Genomic DNA, 18,653 nt, shown 5'->3' with positions numbered 1-18,653 from the left:
CATGGCTTGGTACAATCCCTCAGATCCGAAGCAGCGGAACCTCATGCTTGGCGGAATCGCCTTTCTTATCGCGATCGTGCCGTTTCGCATGTACATGCTTAGTCCACGTGTGCTTGAAAACACGGCCGTGCAAGAACACGTCGAGTCTCTCGAAGGGCAGAATCGCAGAGCCTCGGTTCAGGCTGCGAGAGGCGGCGGCGAACTCGAAGAACGGAATGCGATTTATGAGCGCCACGTTCAGAAGTTGGAGGAGTTGATTCCGGCGGCTGAAGAGGTGGCATCGCTCGTGAACGACATCTCGGGAGCGGCACGTGCGGCAGATGTTGAGCCCATTCGGATGGTTCCGGAGCCGGCTGAAACTGGGGCATTCTACAGCAAGACGTCGTACGACATGGCAGTGATCGGCGATTATCACAACGTCGCCCGATTCCTGACCAACGTCGGGAGCCTCTCGAGGATCGTGACGCCAGTTGAGGTGGATATACAGGTGTACGACCAGGCAGATCGGTATCCGGAAATGGTTACGCCTGTCGTCGTCACGTTCCGAATCGAAACGTATGTGCTCCCAGATCAGCCCGCGGCACCGCCGCCGGCCGTGGTCCCCGGAGGTTGAGAATGAAGAAAATGATCCCTGTAGCTGCGTTTCTTGGCGTGATGTTCGGGGCGCCGACCAATGCCCTGGCTCAGGACGAGGCAGCACCTCCGCCCGCGCCGCCCGTCGAAACGGAACTCGTCTTTGAACGCGAGATCTTTGGTTATCCGACCTTCACACGGATCAACCCATTCCGTCCGTTGCTTGCATCGGATACGGGCGGGCCTCGGTACGAACAGCTGCGGCTCTCTGGGATCATTGTCTCGGAGACGCCGGGCAATAGCGTCGCAATTTTCAATATGGGCGCCATCGTAGCGAACGTGGATGGAACCTTTACCGCGACGGTGGATGACTCCTACGCGGTGAAGGTGGGGCAGACCATAGGCAACGTCACTGTCATCAGCATCGCCTTGGATGAAGTCGTAGTTGACGTCGAAGAATTCGGAATATTGGATCGCAAGACTATACGGCCCCTCAACCTCCTTGGAGGCAACCAATGACCTCGATGTTCGCCCTTTGGGCGGGCGCGCTCCTTGCTTCCGGAAGCCCCGTCACGGAAGTGGCGATCACCTCCGTAGCGGAGCAGACGAGCGTCCTGATCGCGGTAAACGGCTCGGTTCAACACCGGGCATTCACCATGGAAGGTCCCCACCGTTTGGTGGTGGATTTGATGGGCGCTGAAAACGCTCTCCCTCGAGACGAGTTCACTGGCGTGAATCGGGGCGGCATCCGCAATGTGCGTGCAAGCCAATACTCCGCTGAGGTCGTGCGCGTCGTCTTCGAGCTGTCTGAGCAGATGGCGTACGACATCACCTCGGATGATGACGGCCTTCGCATAACGCTCCAAAACCCGCAGGTCCGTGGCTTCGAGCCGTGGTCGTCTGGCGCGTCCGCCATGAGCGCATTCGATCCGACGTCACTGTCCCTGGCGACGGGGTCACAGGCGCAGCAGCTGAGCCAGGCCGAGAGAATCTCCATGCGATGGACGGAGGAGCCGCTACAGAACGTCCTCCTGCATTTCGCGACGTTCTCTGGCAAGTCCATCGTCCCCGGTGCGAACGTGTTTGGCTTCGTTACTGCTGAGATCATCAACCAGCCGTGGGACGTGGCCCTCCAGGTGATCCTGTCCGCGAACGGACTCGTCGGGGAAGAAGACGTTTACGGAATGATTCGCGTCGAAAACCTGACGGACGTGGAGGCGCGTGAACAGATCGGTCAGATCGAGACCCGGGCGCACCGCATCCGGTACGCGACCGCGGCCGAGCTGGTGCAAATGATCACTCCGCTGCTCACAGAACGTGGCAGCATCACAGAAAATGCGGCTACGAACACCCTGGTCGTCTCGGATATCGATCGTGTTCAGCGGGCCATCCAGGCACTGCTGCAGCAGATCGACATCGAAACACCTCAGGTGTCCATTACGGCGAAGATCATCTTTGTGAACCGGACGGACCTCCGTGAAATGGGTGTCACGTACGAGCTCAAGGATTCTCGGGGCAACCAGCTCAATACCCTCTCAGATGGTGCCTCCGATCTGAACGGTGACGGAGTACTGTCCCTCCCGGAAGAGACGGTCGAGCAAGGGACGTCAGTGGTCTCCCTGGGCGGAAACTCGATCGCGGCGTTAGGAAACGCGGCCGCTCGAGTCGGTAACCCTACATTGAGCATGTTGACCTCCATGGTCGTGGGCCGTCACCAACTTGTCAGCTTCCTCGACGCGCTCCAGTCCGTAAATTTGAGTGATATCGAAGCGTCTCCGCAGGTTACCGTCCTCGACAACGTTGAAGCTGAGCTCTCGGTCGGTGAGCTGACTCCGATTCGAACCATCGACGCTGGCGCAGGTGGTGCCGGGACGACGTTCCCCACTGCACAGGTGCAGCAGCAGGAGACCGGTATCATCCTGAGGGCGACCCCTCATGTGGTCGGTGGTGGAAAGATCCGTCTTGACATCTATGTGGAGCGGTCCGCGGCCGAGCTCGCTGAGTCGGACGCCGGTTTCATTTTCCGCCAACAGAAGGGAACCACACGCATGCTCGTGGCGGATGGAGAGACCGCGGTCATCGCCGGGCTCGTGCAGAGTGAACGGACGGAGTCCATACAGGGCATTCCGATCCTCATGAACCTGCCAATTCTGGGCAAGTTATTCCGTGTGACACGCGAGCAAGTACTGCAGCGTGATCTGATCATCCTCGTTACCCCGCACATCGTGCGTGGCACAAACTGATCGGCTGATCGGGAGCGAGATCATCATGCGACGGAATCGAACGTTCGGACTGCGACTTTTGGCGACCTCAGCGGCAATGCTCGGCGTCATGTTTGTTGCGGCCTGTGATGGGGAGAATCTGTTTAGTGTGCCTGGCACTGGTGCCACGGGATCGCAGGACGACGACACTCAACCACCCACGGTTGAGATCAACTCACCACGCGGCGATTCGCTGTCGGCTAAGCCGATCGGCGACTCGGTGTTCGTCTCCGTGCATGTCACTGACGACATCGGGATCCGGACCGTTCGCTTCTCGGGTGTGTCCCACCGTGGCGACAAGAGCCTCGGGACGGATGAAGTCGTACCAAGGTTCACAGACAAGACGGTCACGCTTCCCGACGTCGTCGACACCACTCTAACCCGTTACATCCTGGCCACTGCAGACAGTGTGAAGGAGACGGTCAAGATCCTGGTGGAGGCCACCGACACGTTCGGCAACATCACGACCGATTCGGTGGATCTTATCCTGGGAGGGCCAGAGGTTGCCCTGCTCGACGTGGAAGACGGACAGTCTATTCAGGCTGGGTTGAACCTCAGCGCCCGGGTGATCGCTTCCGATCCGTTGGGCATCACGCAGCTCCGCTTGGAAGTCACCGGTGCTTTCGAAGCGACGATTGTGAAGGACATCAATCCGCCGGCGGACACTGTCGCGCTCGACACCGTAGTCGCGGTTCCTGCGGGATTGGCCGGTGAGATTCAAATTCGTGCCTCGGCGCGCAACAATCTTGACGTCTCTGCTGGCGATGGACCGTTGACGCTCACAGTGATTCCCGCAGGCGTGGGGGACACGATCGCCCCGCGGGTAAAACACGTGGCGACCGCGCGAGTCTTGCTCGAGGCCGAGGACTTCGTATCCGTCACCGTGAGCGGTGGCGACGACAGTCAAGGCAACGGCGTAAGCGTGGTCGGATACACGGTGTTGGCGATCTCTCAGACACGGGCGGACACCGTAATCCGGTCCGACTCGGCCGTCTTCACACCGGCAAGAACTGGAACCGTTGCGACCAGCTTCGCTTTCGGGGTGTTCAACTTCGATTCACTCGCGCTGCCGGACACGTTGGTATACGAGATCACCAGTTGGGCGCGGGACGCCGACGGCAATTGCGCCACCGGCGTCGGCGCCGACTCGTTGGCCGCTTACGCGTGTGACACCAATGGAGCTGCGACTGTCGCAGGCAGCCGCACAGGTGATCGCCTCGTACGCTCCATCGTGGCGGGCGAAACCGTCCTGCTGCCGTCAGGTGGTCGGATCATGGACGCAGTCGTCGACACCTTCAGACACACGATGCTCCTGTCGAACATCGACCGTGACCGCATCGAGGTATTCGACTTGGATTCTGAGGAATTTCGGCCAAGTGTCGCGGTCGGCGCGGCTCCGTGGGGTCTGGGTCTAAACAACTGTTATACGGCGAACATCACCGCCAATTGTGGAGACACGTTGGTCGTGTCCAACTCCGGCGGTACGAACCTCAGCATGGTCTACTTGGGTCCACGGACCCCGGGTGTTGGAGGTGAATTCGAGGATACGAACAGGCGCCTGTTGACCCCGGACATGCTCATCTTCAACGCGAAGTTGGTCGAGACAGACCAGGGCGATGAGTGGTCCGTTACGGCTCTCAACGAGTTCAGCGATCGGCCGCAGTTCGTTGCAATGGACGAGGCGCGCCAGATCCACTATTCGACCTGGCCAACGGCTACGGGAAGCGAACGAGGTACGCTCCGTCGAGCATATATCCCGGGACCGGGCCTGCTACCCGAAGTTGTGGTCCACGCGTTCCAGTTCCCCGGACCGGCTGAGGAGAATTCCTTCGGCCTCGTAAACCTGGACTGGGCGCAGTGGGGTCAGAGCGCGACGTTTGACATGCAGGACCATGTGATCGGGACACAAACCACGATCACAGAAAACGTGCCGGATGCCGACATCGCGGCTGCTGTCACCGCCCTGCAGGGCCAAGGCTCCGACGTGGTGCTCTGGTCGAATCCGTTCAAGACAGACGACATCGGCTTTGGTGATACGACCTTTGTCTCAGCAGCAGGGAACGGTCGAATCGTATTGTTTGGTGAGGGCGGTGTCGCAGACGGCAACCGGATCCTCATTTATGACGCGCGGACGTTCACGACGCGCTTCGGCCTTTTCACAGCCGATCTTCAGATCAACAAAGACGATCGGATCTCTGGCCTAGGTGTGAATCAGGACGGCACGCTCGCGATGGGCCGTGGTTCAGGTGCCTACTTCTTCACTGAGGACCTGCGACTACAGGGCGAGGCGGATCTGCCGGGCGGCGGAGCCGGCGCTGCGTTGCATCCGCTCCATGCGGATGCGTTGTCATTGTCGAATTCGGGCGGTGAGTACCGACCGGACACGCACTTGGCCTTCCTCGGGAGCACGTCCGATGCGACGGGCGCTCCGACGATCGAGATCTACGATACGTTCCACTTCTTCAGGTCGGGACGCATCTATCTCCGCGATGCCATCAATGGCCCGATGCGGGCCTCGCTTCCGTTCGCGGGGGACAACATCGACTCTGATGGCAATCCGTTCCAGTGTAAGACTCAGGACGTTCTCGACCAGGATGACGTGAAGGTCGGGGAGGCCATCGAGATCTTCCAGAATGGAAACTTCGCCGATCCGTGGCCTATAGATGGGGGTGCCGGTGGAACCGAAGATCGCTGCGTGGTCCTGAAGCTCTATGGTACGACGGAGGCCACTGGTGTTGTGGTCATCAACGTGCGGAAGAGCGACATCTTGAGAGAGCACCCAACTCGCAACTAATCATGGGCCTCGCAAGAAGTGGACGCCTCGGCGGGGTTTCGACCGGCCGAGGCGTCTTTGCGTCCCACCCAGTGGCCCTTGGTGGCCGCAGGGACACTATCTATATAGTAGGGCTCCTCTAGGCCCGTCAGCTGGCCCTGAGGCCGTATGCTCCTTCTTGAACGGCGTAGGATCCGATCATGCACCGAATATCCTTCCATACGGCAGGTGAATCCCACGGCCGCGGCCTTACCGCTCTCCTCGAGGGTATGCCGGCGGGTCTCCCGTTGTCGATGGAGCGCGATGTCGATCCTGAACTCTCCCGGCGCCAGGGTGGCTATGGGCGAGGGAGGCGGATGAAGATCGAGTCGGATACCGCGGACCTCCTCAGCGGCGTCCGGCTGGGCGAGACACTAGGATCCCCCATCTCGATGATCATCTGGAACCGGGATTGGGAAAATTGGACCACTGCTATGGCCCACGAGGCACCCGCGGAGGATGAGAACCCGAAGGCGCTACGCCCTCATTATCTTCCCCGGCCTGGACATGCGGATCTCGTCGGAGCGTTCAAATACGACCGTCGTGACGTTCGCGACATCCTGGAACGTGCGAGCGCGCGGGAGACAGCGGCCCGTGTCGCGTGCGGTGCAGTGGCCAAGCGGCTGTTGGGTGAGTTTGGCATCCGCATTGGGAGCCATATCCTCTCCATCGGGTCAACGGAAGCGATACTGCAGGAGTTGCCGGAGGACCTCAATGCGACCGCAGATCTGAGCCCGGTTCGCTGTTTGGACGAAGCCGCGGCATCGCGGATGATGCTGGAGATCGACGACGCTAAGGAGCGTGGGGACACTCTGGGCGGCGTCTTCGAAGTCGTTGCCACGGGTGTTCCGGTCGGGTTGGGGAGCTACGTGTCATGGGACACGAAGCTCGACGGACGACTGGCGGGCGCGGTGATGTCTGTGCAGGCCGTCAAAGGCATAGAGATCGGTCTGGGCTTCACCGGGGCTCGACGGCCTGGTTCGGAGGTCCACGATGCCATCGTCCGGAACGACGACAAGCCCAGAGCGGGACGTATCGGCAGAGCGTCGAACCGCGCTGGTGGGTTGGAAGGCGGCGTGAGCACCGGCGAGCCTATCTTAGTCCGGGGCGCGATGAAGCCCATCTCGACGCTCCGGAAGCCACTGCCAAGTGTCGATCTTCGGGACGGCTCCGTGGGCGATGCAGCGGTCGAACGTAGTGACGTATGCGCGGTGCCGGCTGCGGGCGTGGTTGCGGAGTCGATGGTTGCATTGGTTTTGGCGGATGCGTTTCTGGACAAGTTCGGTGGTGACTCGGTCGGAGAGATTCGCAGGAACCTGGACGGCTACCTCACGCATTTGACCGAGCGTGGCTTCAAGGGGCGGTGATATCCGCAACGGTGTGTCGGATTCTCCTAGTCGGCTTCATGGGATCCGGAAAATCGAGTGTCGGTCGGGTTCTGGCAGCCGCCCTCGGTTGGCGCTTCATCGATGCGGATCAAACGCTTGAGGACGATTTGGACACGCCGATCGCCGCGCTCTTCCAGGAGCATGGAGAGGCTTTTTTTAGAGAGAAAGAACGGACGACCATGGCCGCACTCCTCGACGAAGAGGGAGTAGTCATCGCGACCGGTGGCGGATGGGCCGCTCAGCCGCAGTGGGTCGACGGTCTCCCTCCAGGAACCGGGACGGTGTGGCTCCAAGTTACGGCTGTTGAGGCGGTGGGGCGGGTCCAGGCCGAGCCCGGGAAGCGCCCCTTATTGGACTCCGATGAACCGGTCGACACAGCACGTAAACTGGTAGAATCGCGCAGTCCGTCGTACGCTCTCGCCGAGTGGAAGGTGGACACAGAGGGCCGGTCCGTAGAAGATGTGTCGGCCCGGATCTTGGAAATGTTTTCTGGGAATGACCTCATATTGGACGCTGAATGAGCGACAAAGACCGAATACATCTTGTCATCGTCGAGTCCCCGGCGAAGGCGCGAACGATCGGGAAGTACCTCGGGAAGGGGTATGCGGTCGCGGCGTCGGTGGGGCATGTCCGTGACCTCCCAAGGAAGGAATTGGGAGTGGATGTCGAGAACGGATTTGAGCCCAAATTCGAGACGATCCGAGGCAAGGGTAAGGTCATCGCCGAGTTGAAGAAACTCGCCAAGACCGCAGACCGTGTGATCCTCGCGACTGACCCTGATCGTGAAGGGGAAGCCATCGCCTACCACGTTGCCGAACAGCTCGGGTACGAGAAGAACAAAGAGCGATTCGATCGGGTCACGTTCCGAGAGATCACGAAAAAGAAGGTTCAGGAGGCGCTCGCCTCACCGGGCCTGTTGGACATGAAGCGGATCGAGGCCCAACAGGCCAGGCGGATTCTAGACCGACTTGTCGGATACAAGGTCAGCCCGATGCTCTGGCGACCTATCCGACCCGGTTTGTCTGCAGGACGCGTCCAGACCGTAGCGCTCCGTATCATCTGTGAACGTGAAAATGAGATCCGTGCGTTCGTCGAAGATGAGTATTGGTCGATCACGGCCCATCTACGCCGCGACGGGCAGGCATTCGATGCGAAGCTTCACCAGATCGACGGTAAGGCCTTCACGTTGCGGAACGAGGAAGAGACGACCGCTGCGGTCGACGCGATTAAGAGCGTGCCCTTCGCGGTAACCGAAGTGAAGCGCCGGGAACGGCGAAAGAATCCAGCAGCTCCGTTCACCACGTCGACCCTTCAGCAGGAAGCGGCCAAGCGGCTCCGCTTCTCTGCGAAGCGTACGATGTCGAACGCTCAGAGGCTCTACGAGGGACAAGAAATCGGGGGACGCGGTCAGATTGGTCTCATTACTTATATGCGAACCGACTCCACCCGTGTCTCGCCCGATGCCGTAGATCAGGCTAGGACCTGGGTGGCTGAGGAGATGGGCGAGGACTACATCCCCAAGGCCCCCCGTCTGTATGGGGGGAAGCAGTCCCGAGCAGCGCAGGACGCCCACGAAGCCGTACGCCCCACGGATGTCACGATCCACCCGTCCGAAGCTGGTAAATACCTCGAGGCGGACCAGGCGAACCTGTACGAAATGATCTGGCAGCGTTTCGTCGCGAGCCAGATGTCGCCTGCCGTCTATGACACGACCACCGTGGACTTCGGTCTGACTGGGAGCAACGGTACATCATATCTGTACCGCTCCACCGGGTCGATCGTGAAATTCCAGGGATTCACGCGACTATACCTAGAAGCCACAGAAGCCGGTGAGCCCCGCCGGTTGGACGACCTCGAGCCACTCCCCGACCTGAACAGCGGGGACGTCAGCGAACTGGAAGGTGTCGAGCCCAAGCAGCACTTCACGCAGCCCCCGCCCCGATACTCTGAGGCCAGCTTGGTCAAGGAGATGGAGAAGCAGGGGATCGGCCGACCGTCCACATACGCCGCGACGATCTCCGTGATCGTCGATCGAGGGTACGTGGAACTGGAGAAGAGACGCTTCTTCCCGACCGACCTCGGCGAGGTAGTCTCGGCACTCCTAGTGAGGCTCTTCCCGGACATTTTCGATGCCGAGTTTACGAGTCGGATGGAGTCGGAGCTGGACAAGGTCGAGGACGGCGAAGCCGATTGGCGTGAGCTACTGGGTGGTTTCTATCCCCGGCTCATGGAACGGATCAAGGAAGGGGAGAAGAACTCCGACGAGATTATCAAGGAGATTCTCGCCGCAGAGGGCGAAGATTGTGACAAGTGTGGCAGCACGATGCTGGTTCGCTGGAACCGGTTCGGGCGTTTTCTCGGCTGCTCGGGATACCCCGAGTGCAAGAGCACGCGGTCGCTTGATGGCTTCAATCCGGAAGGTGAGGAGCTGGGCCCGCATCCGGAGCTCGGCAGGCTGGTCCGGCTCAAGTACGGTCCGTATGGCCCGTACGTGGAACTCGAGGCCGAAGAGGAGGACAAGAAGCCGAAGCGGTCGTCGTTGCCTAAGGACAAGCAGCCTCAAGACGTTGACCTCGAGTTCGCGGTGCAGCTGTTGATGCTGCCCCGGCCTCTCGGGACCGATCCGGAAACGGAAGAAGAGGTCGTAGCTGGCCTTGGTCGTTTCGGACCCTTCGTACGGCGTGGTAAGACGTTCGCAAGCCTGAAGACGCCCGACGAAATGTGGACGGTGACGCTTGAAGAGGCTGTCGAACTCGTGAAGACGAAGGCGTCGGGTGGAATTCCTCTCAAGGAATTTGGAAAACATCCTGACTCGGGGTTGGAACTTCTGATTCGTGCCGGACGCTACGGCCCGTACGTCACCGACGGCACAACCAACGCGACGCTCCCCAAGGGAACTGAGCCTGAAGAGGTCGATTTGGAGATGGCCCTCGACTTGCTCGCCAAGAAGGCGGCGCGAGGCGGAAAGAAAGGGAAGCCCCGGAAGAAGAAGAAAAAATGACGCCCACCGTTGTCGGCGGCGGGTTAGCCGGGTGTGAGGCCGCGCTACAATTGGCGGCCCGGGGTCACAAGGTCAGGTTATTGGAAATGCGTCCGGTACGCGGGACGAACGCCCACCAAACGGACGACCTCGGCGAGTTGGTCTGTACGAACTCGTTCAAGAGTGAGGACCCGTCCAACGCGCACGGTCAACTCAAGCGCGAGATGCGGACGCTCGGGTCGGTACTCCTCACATCGGCCGACGTCTCGAAGGTGCCGGCGGGTTCAGCGCTTGCCGTAGATCGAGGGCTCTTTTCGGCTGCTATGACTGCTGCGATCGACGCTCAGCCGCTCATTGAAGTGGTGCGCGAGGAGTGCACCGAGATCCCGGACGGTCCGACGATCTTGGCCACCGGTCCGCTGACCTCCGACGGACTTATTGAGTCGATCCAAGAAATGCTTGGTGATGGCGGCCTTTCATTCTTCGATGCGATTGCTCCGATACTCCACCGCGACTCATTGGACGACGACATCGTCTTCGCTGCGGGTCGTTTTGGGGAAGACTCGGACTACCTAAACTGCCCGATGGACAAGGCAGAGTACGAAGCGTTCATCGAGGCGCTCAACGCGGGTGAGGCGCATGCCGGTCATGACTGGGACAACGTGCCTTACTTCGAAGGCTGCTTGCCTGTGGAGGTGATGGCTGGACGAGGCGTGGAGACGCTTCGTTTCGGTCCCATGAAGCCAATCGGGCTTGTCGATCCCCGAACGGGGAATCGTCCCTGGGCTGTGGTACAGCTTCGACGGGAGGACAGGGCGGGGCAGATGTGGAACATGGTGGGGTTCCAGACACGTCTGCGGATGGGCGACCAGAAGAAGGTATTCACCATGATCCCGGGCCTCGCAGACGCGGACTTTCTCCGCTGGGGTTCGATTCACCGGAACAGCTATCTGAACTTCCCTGAGCGACTGTCCCGATATGGTGCGCCCGCGGGCAGGCCCGACGTCGTGTTTGCGGGTCAATTGACGGGGGTAGAGGGATACACCGAGTCTGCAGCGAGCGGCATCCTTGCTGGAATCAACCTCTCGCGGGTCATGGCGGGTGAAGATCCGGTGGTGCCTCCGCCGACATCCATGATCGGCGGTCTTTTCAGATATTTGAGAGACGCAAAGCCAGGTCATTTCCAGCCGATGAATTCGAACTGGGGACTTGTTGATCCACTCGACCGTCGAGTGAAGGACAAAAAGGAAAAGCGCCGCATTCTTGGAGAGCGCGCGCAGCTCGACTTCCTCGAGTGGATGCGGGAGTCAGGACTGGACGTCGCGGACCCGGCCATGGCCCACACTTCTTCGGCGGACTGACTCCGCCATGGGCATAGACGGGCCACCGAACGAGATTCAAGCGTTTCTGGAGCACCTCGAACACGAACGCCAACTCTCCCTGAACACCGTGAAGGCCTACAAACGGGACTTCGCTCAGCTCGCCGATTTCTTGGACGAATATTTCGGGCACTCCGACTGGGCGTGGTCTGATCCAGACATCGATCGCCTCGCACTTCGCGGTTTCATGGGCTGGCTGGGTCGGAAGGGCCTCGCCAAACGAACGGTGGCTCGGAAGCTGTCTGCGACGCGGGCTTTCTTTCGATACCTGACGGCAGAGGAGAGGATCGAGGTGAACCCAGCTTCTGCGGTGAGAGCGCCGAAGACGGAGAAGCGCCTGCCTGGCCACCTTAGCGCTGGAGACATAAAGAACGTCTTCGAGGAAGCCGAGCGGCGTGCATCTGAAAACACGCTCGCCAAGACACGTGATCTCGTCATCTTGGAGATGCTTTACGGGAGCGGTCTTCGCCTGTCAGAGTTGTTTGGTGTGGACCTGGGCGCGATCGATCGAAAAAGGCGACTCGTTCGAGTCGTGGGAAAAGGAAAAAAAGAACGCATTGTACCGATCACGGAGTCTGCGTTGGTCGCGATCGACCGGTACGAGCCCCGCAGGAGCGAAGTCGCCCCCCGGCGCGAAAAGGCACTCCTGTTGAACGCCAAGGGTGGGAGATTGTCCAGACGATCCATCCAGGCATCAGTGGGAGCCTCATTCGAGGCGGCCGCGGGCGCCAGTGGCCTTTCCGCGCACGCGCTTCGGCATTCCTTCGCGACCCACCTCCTGGAAGCCGGGGCGGACCTTCTCGCGGTCAAGGAGCTGTTGGGCCATGCCTCCCTCTCTACGACCCAGGTCTACACGCACACGACGAAAGAGCGGCTCCTGCGCGTGTACAACGACGCGCATCCCCGCAGCGAGTAGCCCCAGAGCTCGCTTTGCCAGTATGGGGGCCTCACACGATACGCGTGTGTCCGGTGTCTGCCAGTTCGGCAGCATCAGGGTTAGATTCGTGGCCCTTCGCTTGCACCTGCGGCTGATTCGTGCACTGCAGGGACCGATCCCAAAGAGTCAGAACTGATGAGCTTACCGGATGTACGTGCCACCACCGTCCTCGCGGTCCGTAAGGACGGAAAAGTGGCGATGGGTGGAGATGGACAGGTCACTATGGGTGATACTGTGGTGAAGGGCAGCGCGCGGAAGGTTCGCGAGTTAAAAGACGGAGCCATCCTGGCTGGATTTGCCGGTGCGGTGGCCGACGCTTTCACTCTCTTCGAAAAGCTGGAGGAGAAGTTGGAGCGCTATCCGGCCAACATGCCCAAGGCCGTCGTCGAGTTGGCCAAGGACTGGCGAATGGACCGGTACCTTCGACGCCTGGATGCATTGCTCGCCGTCGCGGACCGTGATCATCTCTTCCTCGTCAGCGGGACGGGCGATGTGATTGAGCCGGATGACGACGTACTCGCCATCGGATCGGGTGGGACCTACGCCCTAGCGGCGGCCCGGGCGCTCCGAGAAAACTCCGAGATGGACGCTGTCGCGATCACGCGTACGGCGCTCGAGATCGCAGGAGATATCTGCGTCTACACGAACAAAGACATCGTCGTCTTCGAGCTGGGTGCCAGCTCCAAGGATCCGTCATGAGCAGAGATGTCCTAGAGCAACCGGACGCCCCCGTTTCTGTCGCGCATGGCGAGGAGTCACAGGATGCGGTTTGGCTTGATGAACTCACTCCCCGTCAAATCGTAGCCGAGCTCGACAAATACATCGTGGGGCAGAACGATGCGAAGAAGGCGGTCGCCATCGTTCTGCGAAACCGATGGAGGCGTCAGCGCGTCGAAGAGGAGATGCGGCAGGAAATCGCACCCAACAACTTGATCCTGATCGGCCCGACCGGTGTCGGAAAGACCGAGATCGCTCGTCGCCTCGCCCGATTGGCCGGGGCACCCTTCCTAAAAGTGGAAGCCTCAAAGTTCACCGAGGTTGGCTACGTGGGTCGGGACGTGGAGTCGATGGTTCGGGATTTGGTGGACATCTCGATCAACCTCGTACGAGCCGACCGTGAATACGAAGTTCAGGAGGTCGCGGAGAAGAGGGTCGAGGAGCGCATCCTCGATCTGCTGCTGCCTGTGTCGAATCCAGAGCCTGAGGAACCGGAAGAGGGGGTTCGGCCGCACATTTTCGTGGCGGGTCCAACCGGGGTGGCTGAGGAGACCGATGAAGGCCTCACCGAGCGCCGGCAGCGCACGCGGGAAAAGCTCCGCGCGCTTCTAGTGGACGGAAAGCTCGAAGACCGAGAGATCGAGATCGAAGTCAAACAGGCCGCGAACATCGACGGTATGATGATCCCGATGGGTGGCGGTGAAGGGATGGATCATAACTTCACCGAAATGCTCCAGGATATGCTTCCCAAGCGGACAAAGCGCCGTTCCGTGACCGTGGCTGAAGCGCGCCGGATCCTGCTGCAGGACGAACTCGACAAGCTCGTCGACATGGACGAGGTCGTGAACGAGGCCCTCTACCGTGCGGAGGAGATGGGCATCGTCTTCCTCGATGAGATCGACAAGGTCGCCGGGGCCCGCGGGGGTCAAGGACCTGATGTCAGCAGGGAAGGGGTCCAACGTGACCTGCTTCCCATTGTCGAGGGATCCACTGTTGCGACGAAGTACGGGTTGGTAAGGACAGACCACATTCTGTTTATCGCAGCGGGCGCCTTTCATGTGGCTAAACCCTCGGATTTGATTCCGGAGCTTCAGGGGCGATTCCCGATTCGCGTGGAGTTGCAGAGCCTGGGGGAAGAGGAATTCGTGAGAATTCTCAAAGAGCCCAAGAACGCGCTTCTGGAGCAGTACCGGTCCCTGATCGAGACCGAGGGGGCCAAGATCGACTTCACGGACGGAGGAGTCGCCGAGATCGCTCGCATCGCCATGGAGTTGAACGAGCGCATGGAGAACATCGGAGCGCGTCGCCTTCAGACCGTCATGACGACGTTGCTCGAGGAGGTGTTGTTCGGACTCCCCGAGTCGGGAACCAAGTCCATTCTGGTCGATCGGGAGTTCGTGAAAGAGCGCCTCTCGAAGGTCTCCGAGGACGAAGATCTCAGCCGTTACATCCTTTAGCACACACCTGCACTGAATATGGATACCAAACGAGATTTTCTCGCCATCACCGACTTCAGTCGAGATGAGCTCGTACAGCTTCTCGAGCGAGCCCGGTTGCTGAAGGACGGCGTGGACACCTCCCAGCTCGCCGGTCAGAGCTTGGCGATGATCTTCAAAAAGAGTTCGACACGCACCCGTGTTTCGTTCGAGGTCGGAATGACTCAATTGGGGGGGCATTCTCTCTTCTTGTCGGATCGGGACAGTCAGATCGGACGTGGGGAGAGCATCCATGACACCGCGAAGGTGCTTTCCCGATATGTGAACGGAATCATGGTGCGGACCTTCGAGCATGCGGAGGTTGAGGAGTTGGCGCGCCACGCGTCCGTCCCCGTCGTCAACGCGCTGACCGATCTCCTGCACCCGTGCCAGATCGTCGCGGATCTGCAGACCGCAGCCGAAGAATTCGGCGCCGACCACCAGGAGCGCACGGTGGCCTGGATCGGAGATGGAAATAACATGGCCAATTCGTGGCTTAACGCGGCCGCGCGCCTCGGCTTCTCGTTGCGGCTGGCGTGCCCGGAAGGGTACGACCCGAACGCGGATATTCTGGCATTTGCACAGTCGGAGACCGACGTGGTATTAACGCGAGATCCGGCAGAGGCCGTCCAGGGTGCTGATGTGGTCACCACCGACGTTTGGGCCTCTATGGGCCAAGAAGAGGAAGCTCAGGAGCGCATGCGTGCGTTCCAGGGGTTCATTGTAGACGACGCGCTGATGGCCAAGGCTGCGTCCAATGCAATTTTCCTCCATTGTTTGCCGGCGCACCGAGGCGAAGAGGTCTCTGAGAGCGTCATTGATGGACCGCAGTCTCGCATCTTCGATGAGGCGGAAAATCGCCTCCACGCACAGAAAGCCATCCTCCTGGAGTTGATGGGATGACCGACACTTTGAAGCGCACACCCCTGCATGACCGCCACGTTGCTGCCGGTGGTAAGATCGTCCCGTTCGCGGGCTTTGAAATGCCCGTTCAGTACCGCACCGGCATCACGGCTGAGCACAGGGCCGTTCGAGAGACCGCTGGACTTTTCGATGTCTCGCACATGGGAGAGTTCATGGTCCGGGGGCCTGGAGCGCTCGATCTGATTCAGCGTATTTCGGTGAATGACGCCTCGAAGATCGAAGTCGGGCAGGCTCAGTACTCGGCGATGTGTTTAGAGACGGGCTGCGTTATTGACGACCTGATCATCTATCGATTTACGGATCGGTATATGCTCGTGGTTAATGCTTCGAACATGGAGAAGGATCTCGCCTGGGTCCTGAAGCATGCTGCCGATTTCGAGGTCGACGTGGAAGATGTTTCGGATGCCACAGGGCTATTGGCTCTTCAGGGACCCGCCGCGCGCGAGATCCTGAGGCCTCTAGCGAACATCGATGTCGACGAAGTGAAGTACTATCGCTTCGTCGAAGGAGAGGTCGCCGGCGTGCCTGCCGTGATTTCGGGCACCGGCTACACGGGCGAAGACGGTTTCGAACTCTATGTGAGTGCGGAGCATGCTGCAGCTCTGTGGGACGTGCTTCTCGCCAAGGGTGAAGGTGCGGGTCTCATTCCAGCTGGACTGGGTGCTCGTGATTCCCTTCGCCTCGAGGTGGGTTATGCGCTCTATGGCAACGACCTCGACGAGGAGCACACCACGTTGGAGTCCGGCCTGGGTTGGGTGACCAAGCTCGACAAGGGTGACTTCATCGGTAGGGAAGCCCTGGCTGCTCAAAAAGAAGCGGGTGTAGGTCGCCGGCTGGTGGGGCTGCGGCTCGAGGGCCGTGGCTTTCCCCGACCCGGCTACGAGGTCCTGTCGGACGGTGAGGTGGTGGGGCAACTCACCAGTGGGACGGTCAGTCCGTCGCTCGGATTCGGAGTGGCGATGGGATACGTCCGGGCCGACCTGTCAAAGGCCGACACGCGACTCCAGATCGACGTTCGCGGCAAGCCGATGGATGTGGTCGTGCAGCGCCCGCCGTTTTACACCAAGGGGTCTATCCGACGCTCGTAGCGTCGAGAACTCCATGCGAATCGGGATCCTCACTGTGAGTGATAGCTGCACGCGCGGTGAGCGCGAGGACACCAGCGGCGCTCTGATTCGGAGTTGGTCTGATGCAAGGGGGGCCGAATGTGTCACGCATTCGGTGGTGCCTGACGATCGGGTCGAAATCGCACGGGTGTTGTCCGCGTGGTCCGACGGCGGAACGATGGATGTCGTTCTGACGACGGGAGGTACAGGCCTGACCGTGCGGGACGTGACCCCGGAAGCCACGCGGGCGGTGCTCGAACGAGAGGCACCCGGAGTCGCAGAAGAGATCCGGCGGGTCGGATCCAGGAACACACCGTTCGCGTCATTGTCGAGGGGGTTGGTCGGGACACGTGGCTCCACGTTGATCGTGAACCTCCCGGGCAGTGAGGCCGGAGTGAGAGACGGGTTGGGAGTGCTCGATGGGATCATCGACCATGCGGTTGAGCTCATCACGGGCGAGGCCACGGGGCACGGAGGTGACGCATGAAGGACGACCGCGTACTCATCTCCACCCACGAGCTACCCATGGCTGGGCGGTTGCGCGCGGGATTCAAAGAAGCTGGATACAGTACGGACCTGGTCACCCCCAAGGAAGAACTGACCCCAGATGAAGGAGCTGTCCTTCTCGTGCTCACAGGAGGCGCGGAAGCCAGCGATCCATTGGTCCGGCAGGCTAGGGAGCAGCTGCATGTACCCGTGTTCGCCATCGCTTCTGAACAGTCGCTCTCGCCGGCTCTCCGACCGGGTTTTGATGAGGTCTTCGGGAAAGGGACTCCTGTTGATGACATCGTCTTGGTTGGAAGCCGGGTCATCGAGATGGGGCGACTCCAACGTCTGACCGGCATCATCGGTGAGACCGACGAAATGCGGCTGGTGCTCGAGAGGGTCGTGCAAATCGCCCCGGTGATGTCGACGGTCTTGGTCACCGGTGAATCGGGTACCGGAAAGGAATTGGTCGCCCGTGGCATCCACGCTCTCTCCTCGCGCCGGCACAAGCCGTTCATCGCTGTGAACGTTGCGGCACTGTCCGACACCCTACTCGAGTCCGAGCTGTTTGGGCATGAAAAGGGAGCGTTTACCGGTGCCATCGACGCACGTAAGGGACTGTTCGAACTGTCGCACGGGGGGACCATCTTTCTCGACGAGATCGGAGAGATGCCCCTGTCGACGCAGACCAAGTTGCTGCGCGTACTCGAGCAGCGTGAGTTCCACCGCGTGGGTGGGGAGAAGAGCATCAAGGTGGACGTCCGAATCGTGGCGGCCACGAACCAGGACTTACGGCAGCTCGTCGCGATCGGTGAGTTCAGGCGCGACCTATACTTCCGCCTCAACGTCCTGAGTATCCATCTCCCTGCTTTGCGGGACCGGAGAGATGACGTCGCTCTTTTGGTGGGGGCGTTTGTCCAGGAGGTATCGACGACGCATGACCGCGACTTCCCGGGCATCTCAGCGGAAGCGATGGAGCTCTTGGTCAACTATGCGTGGCCGGGCAACGTGCGAGAGTTGAGGAACTTGGTTGAGTCGATGGTTGTGTTGTCTCCCGGCCGCATGATTCGGCCCGAGGACATCCCCGAAGACGTGCGCGCAGGACGTGGCGCCTCGCTGTTCCCGGTTCCGATCCCCAGCAGAGGCGGTGGGAATGCTGGCTCGGGGAGCGACTTGCGGCCGGAGCTCGAGTTCGTGTTCCGCACGCTCGTCGACCTCCGCGTAGACATGGAAGACCTAAAAAACGAGTTCGATGTCTATCGGCGAGGTCAGGGGGTATCCCTCCCGGGTCAGTCTGTTCTGGGTCGGATGGAGGTGGAGGCACCGAGGTCGGGAGAGATCGAAATCGGGGCGTTCTCTCTCCGCTCCGAAGAGGAGGTCGAAGAAGCGGTGTTCGCGGAGGCCCATCCGATTGAGCACCGCGATGACGTTGTCATTTTCCGACCGGGCATGACGATGGACGAGATGGAGAAGCAGGCCATTATAGCGGCGCTTGCTTCCGTGAACGGAAACCGTCGCAAGGCGGCTGAGTTGTTGGGGATCGGTGAGCGGACGCTCTACCGCAAGATCTCCAAGTATGAACTCGAGGAGGAAGAGGAGTAGGTCTCTTCCGGTG

15 protein-coding genes are annotated in these 18,653 nt (G+C 60.4%); all 15 read left to right on the top strand.

What is annotated here, in order from left to right:
• Window position 1 precedes the first annotated feature (1 nt).
• The 15 genes from pilO to P8L30_12470 all read left to right on the top strand — a co-directional run bounded on the left by pilO (window position 2) and on the right by P8L30_12470 (window position 18,640).
• Entirely contained in the window at window positions 2–613 is a 612-nt protein-coding gene (pilO, locus tag P8L30_12540; GenBank protein ID MDG2241022.1) for a type 4a pilus biogenesis protein PilO, read from the top strand.
• A gap of 2 nt (window positions 614–615) precedes the next feature.
• Complete coding sequence (locus P8L30_12535) at window positions 616–1,092, top strand: hypothetical protein (GenBank protein ID MDG2241021.1); 477 nt, start codon at window positions 616–618, stop codon at window positions 1,090–1,092.
• Window positions 1,089–2,816, top strand: a complete 1,728-nt coding sequence (locus tag P8L30_12530; GenBank protein MDG2241020.1) for an AMIN domain-containing protein — start codon at window positions 1,089–1,091, stop codon at window positions 2,814–2,816. The genes P8L30_12535 and P8L30_12530 overlap by 4 nt, the downstream gene beginning before the upstream one ends.
• 25 nt (window positions 2,817–2,841) lie before the next feature.
• Window positions 2,842–5,628, top strand: a complete 2,787-nt coding sequence (locus tag P8L30_12525; GenBank protein ID MDG2241019.1) for a hypothetical protein — start codon at window positions 2,842–2,844, stop codon at window positions 5,626–5,628.
• Window positions 5,629–5,807: 179 nt separating this feature from the next.
• Complete coding sequence (gene aroC / locus P8L30_12520; GenBank protein MDG2241018.1) at window positions 5,808–7,013, top strand: chorismate synthase; 1,206 nt, start codon at window positions 5,808–5,810, stop codon at window positions 7,011–7,013.
• Window positions 7,014–7,051: 38 nt separating this feature from the next.
• Window positions 7,052–7,555, top strand: coding sequence for a shikimate kinase (locus tag P8L30_12515; GenBank protein MDG2241017.1), 504 nt, complete (start codon window positions 7,052–7,054; stop codon window positions 7,553–7,555).
• Window positions 7,552–10,035, top strand: a complete 2,484-nt coding sequence (topA, locus tag P8L30_12510; GenBank protein MDG2241016.1) for a type I DNA topoisomerase — start codon at window positions 7,552–7,554, stop codon at window positions 10,033–10,035. Before P8L30_12515 ends, topA begins: the two co-directional genes overlap by 4 nt.
• Complete coding sequence (gene trmFO / locus P8L30_12505) at window positions 10,032–11,375, top strand: methylenetetrahydrofolate--tRNA-(uracil(54)-C(5))-methyltransferase (FADH(2)-oxidizing) TrmFO (GenBank protein ID MDG2241015.1); 1,344 nt, start codon at window positions 10,032–10,034, stop codon at window positions 11,373–11,375. Before topA ends, trmFO begins: the two co-directional genes overlap by 4 nt.
• A gap of 7 nt (window positions 11,376–11,382) precedes the next feature.
• Window positions 11,383–12,309, top strand: coding sequence for a tyrosine recombinase (locus tag P8L30_12500; protein MDG2241014.1), 927 nt, complete (start codon window positions 11,383–11,385; stop codon window positions 12,307–12,309).
• Window positions 12,310–12,465: 156 nt separating this feature from the next.
• Window positions 12,466–13,029 (top strand): ATP-dependent protease subunit HslV, encoded by a 564-nt coding sequence (gene hslV / locus P8L30_12495; protein ID MDG2241013.1) that lies wholly within the window; start codon window positions 12,466–12,468, stop codon window positions 13,027–13,029.
• On the top strand, window positions 13,026–14,504 hold the full coding sequence (hslU, locus tag P8L30_12490) for an ATP-dependent protease ATPase subunit HslU (protein ID MDG2241012.1): 1,479 nt from the start codon (window positions 13,026–13,028) through the stop codon (window positions 14,502–14,504). Before hslV ends, hslU begins: the two co-directional genes overlap by 4 nt.
• Window positions 14,505–14,522: 18 nt before the next feature.
• A complete protein-coding gene (gene argF, locus P8L30_12485) occupies window positions 14,523–15,425 on the top strand; it encodes an ornithine carbamoyltransferase (GenBank protein ID MDG2241011.1) in 903 nt (300 codons plus the stop codon).
• Entirely contained in the window at window positions 15,422–16,534 is a 1,113-nt protein-coding gene (gene gcvT / locus P8L30_12480; protein MDG2241010.1) for a glycine cleavage system aminomethyltransferase GcvT, read from the top strand. Before argF ends, gcvT begins: the two co-directional genes overlap by 4 nt.
• A 13-nt stretch (window positions 16,535–16,547) precedes the next feature.
• Window positions 16,548–17,039: a MogA/MoaB family molybdenum cofactor biosynthesis protein gene (locus P8L30_12475; protein MDG2241009.1), complete on the top strand. Its 492-nt coding sequence runs from the start codon at window positions 16,548–16,550 to the stop codon at window positions 17,037–17,039.
• On the top strand, window positions 17,036–18,640 hold the full coding sequence (locus tag P8L30_12470) for a sigma-54 dependent transcriptional regulator (protein ID MDG2241008.1): 1,605 nt from the start codon (window positions 17,036–17,038) through the stop codon (window positions 18,638–18,640). The genes P8L30_12475 and P8L30_12470 overlap by 4 nt, the downstream gene beginning before the upstream one ends.
• The last annotated feature ends 13 nt before the right edge of the window (window positions 18,641–18,653 follow it).

This window comes from Longimicrobiales bacterium, from assembly GCA_029245345.1.
Lineage (GTDB): Bacteria > Gemmatimonadota > Gemmatimonadetes > Longimicrobiales > Gaopeijiaceae > CALFPJ01.
The sequence above is the reverse complement of the archived record's forward strand: the minus strand, read 5'-3'. Positions and strand labels throughout refer to the sequence as shown.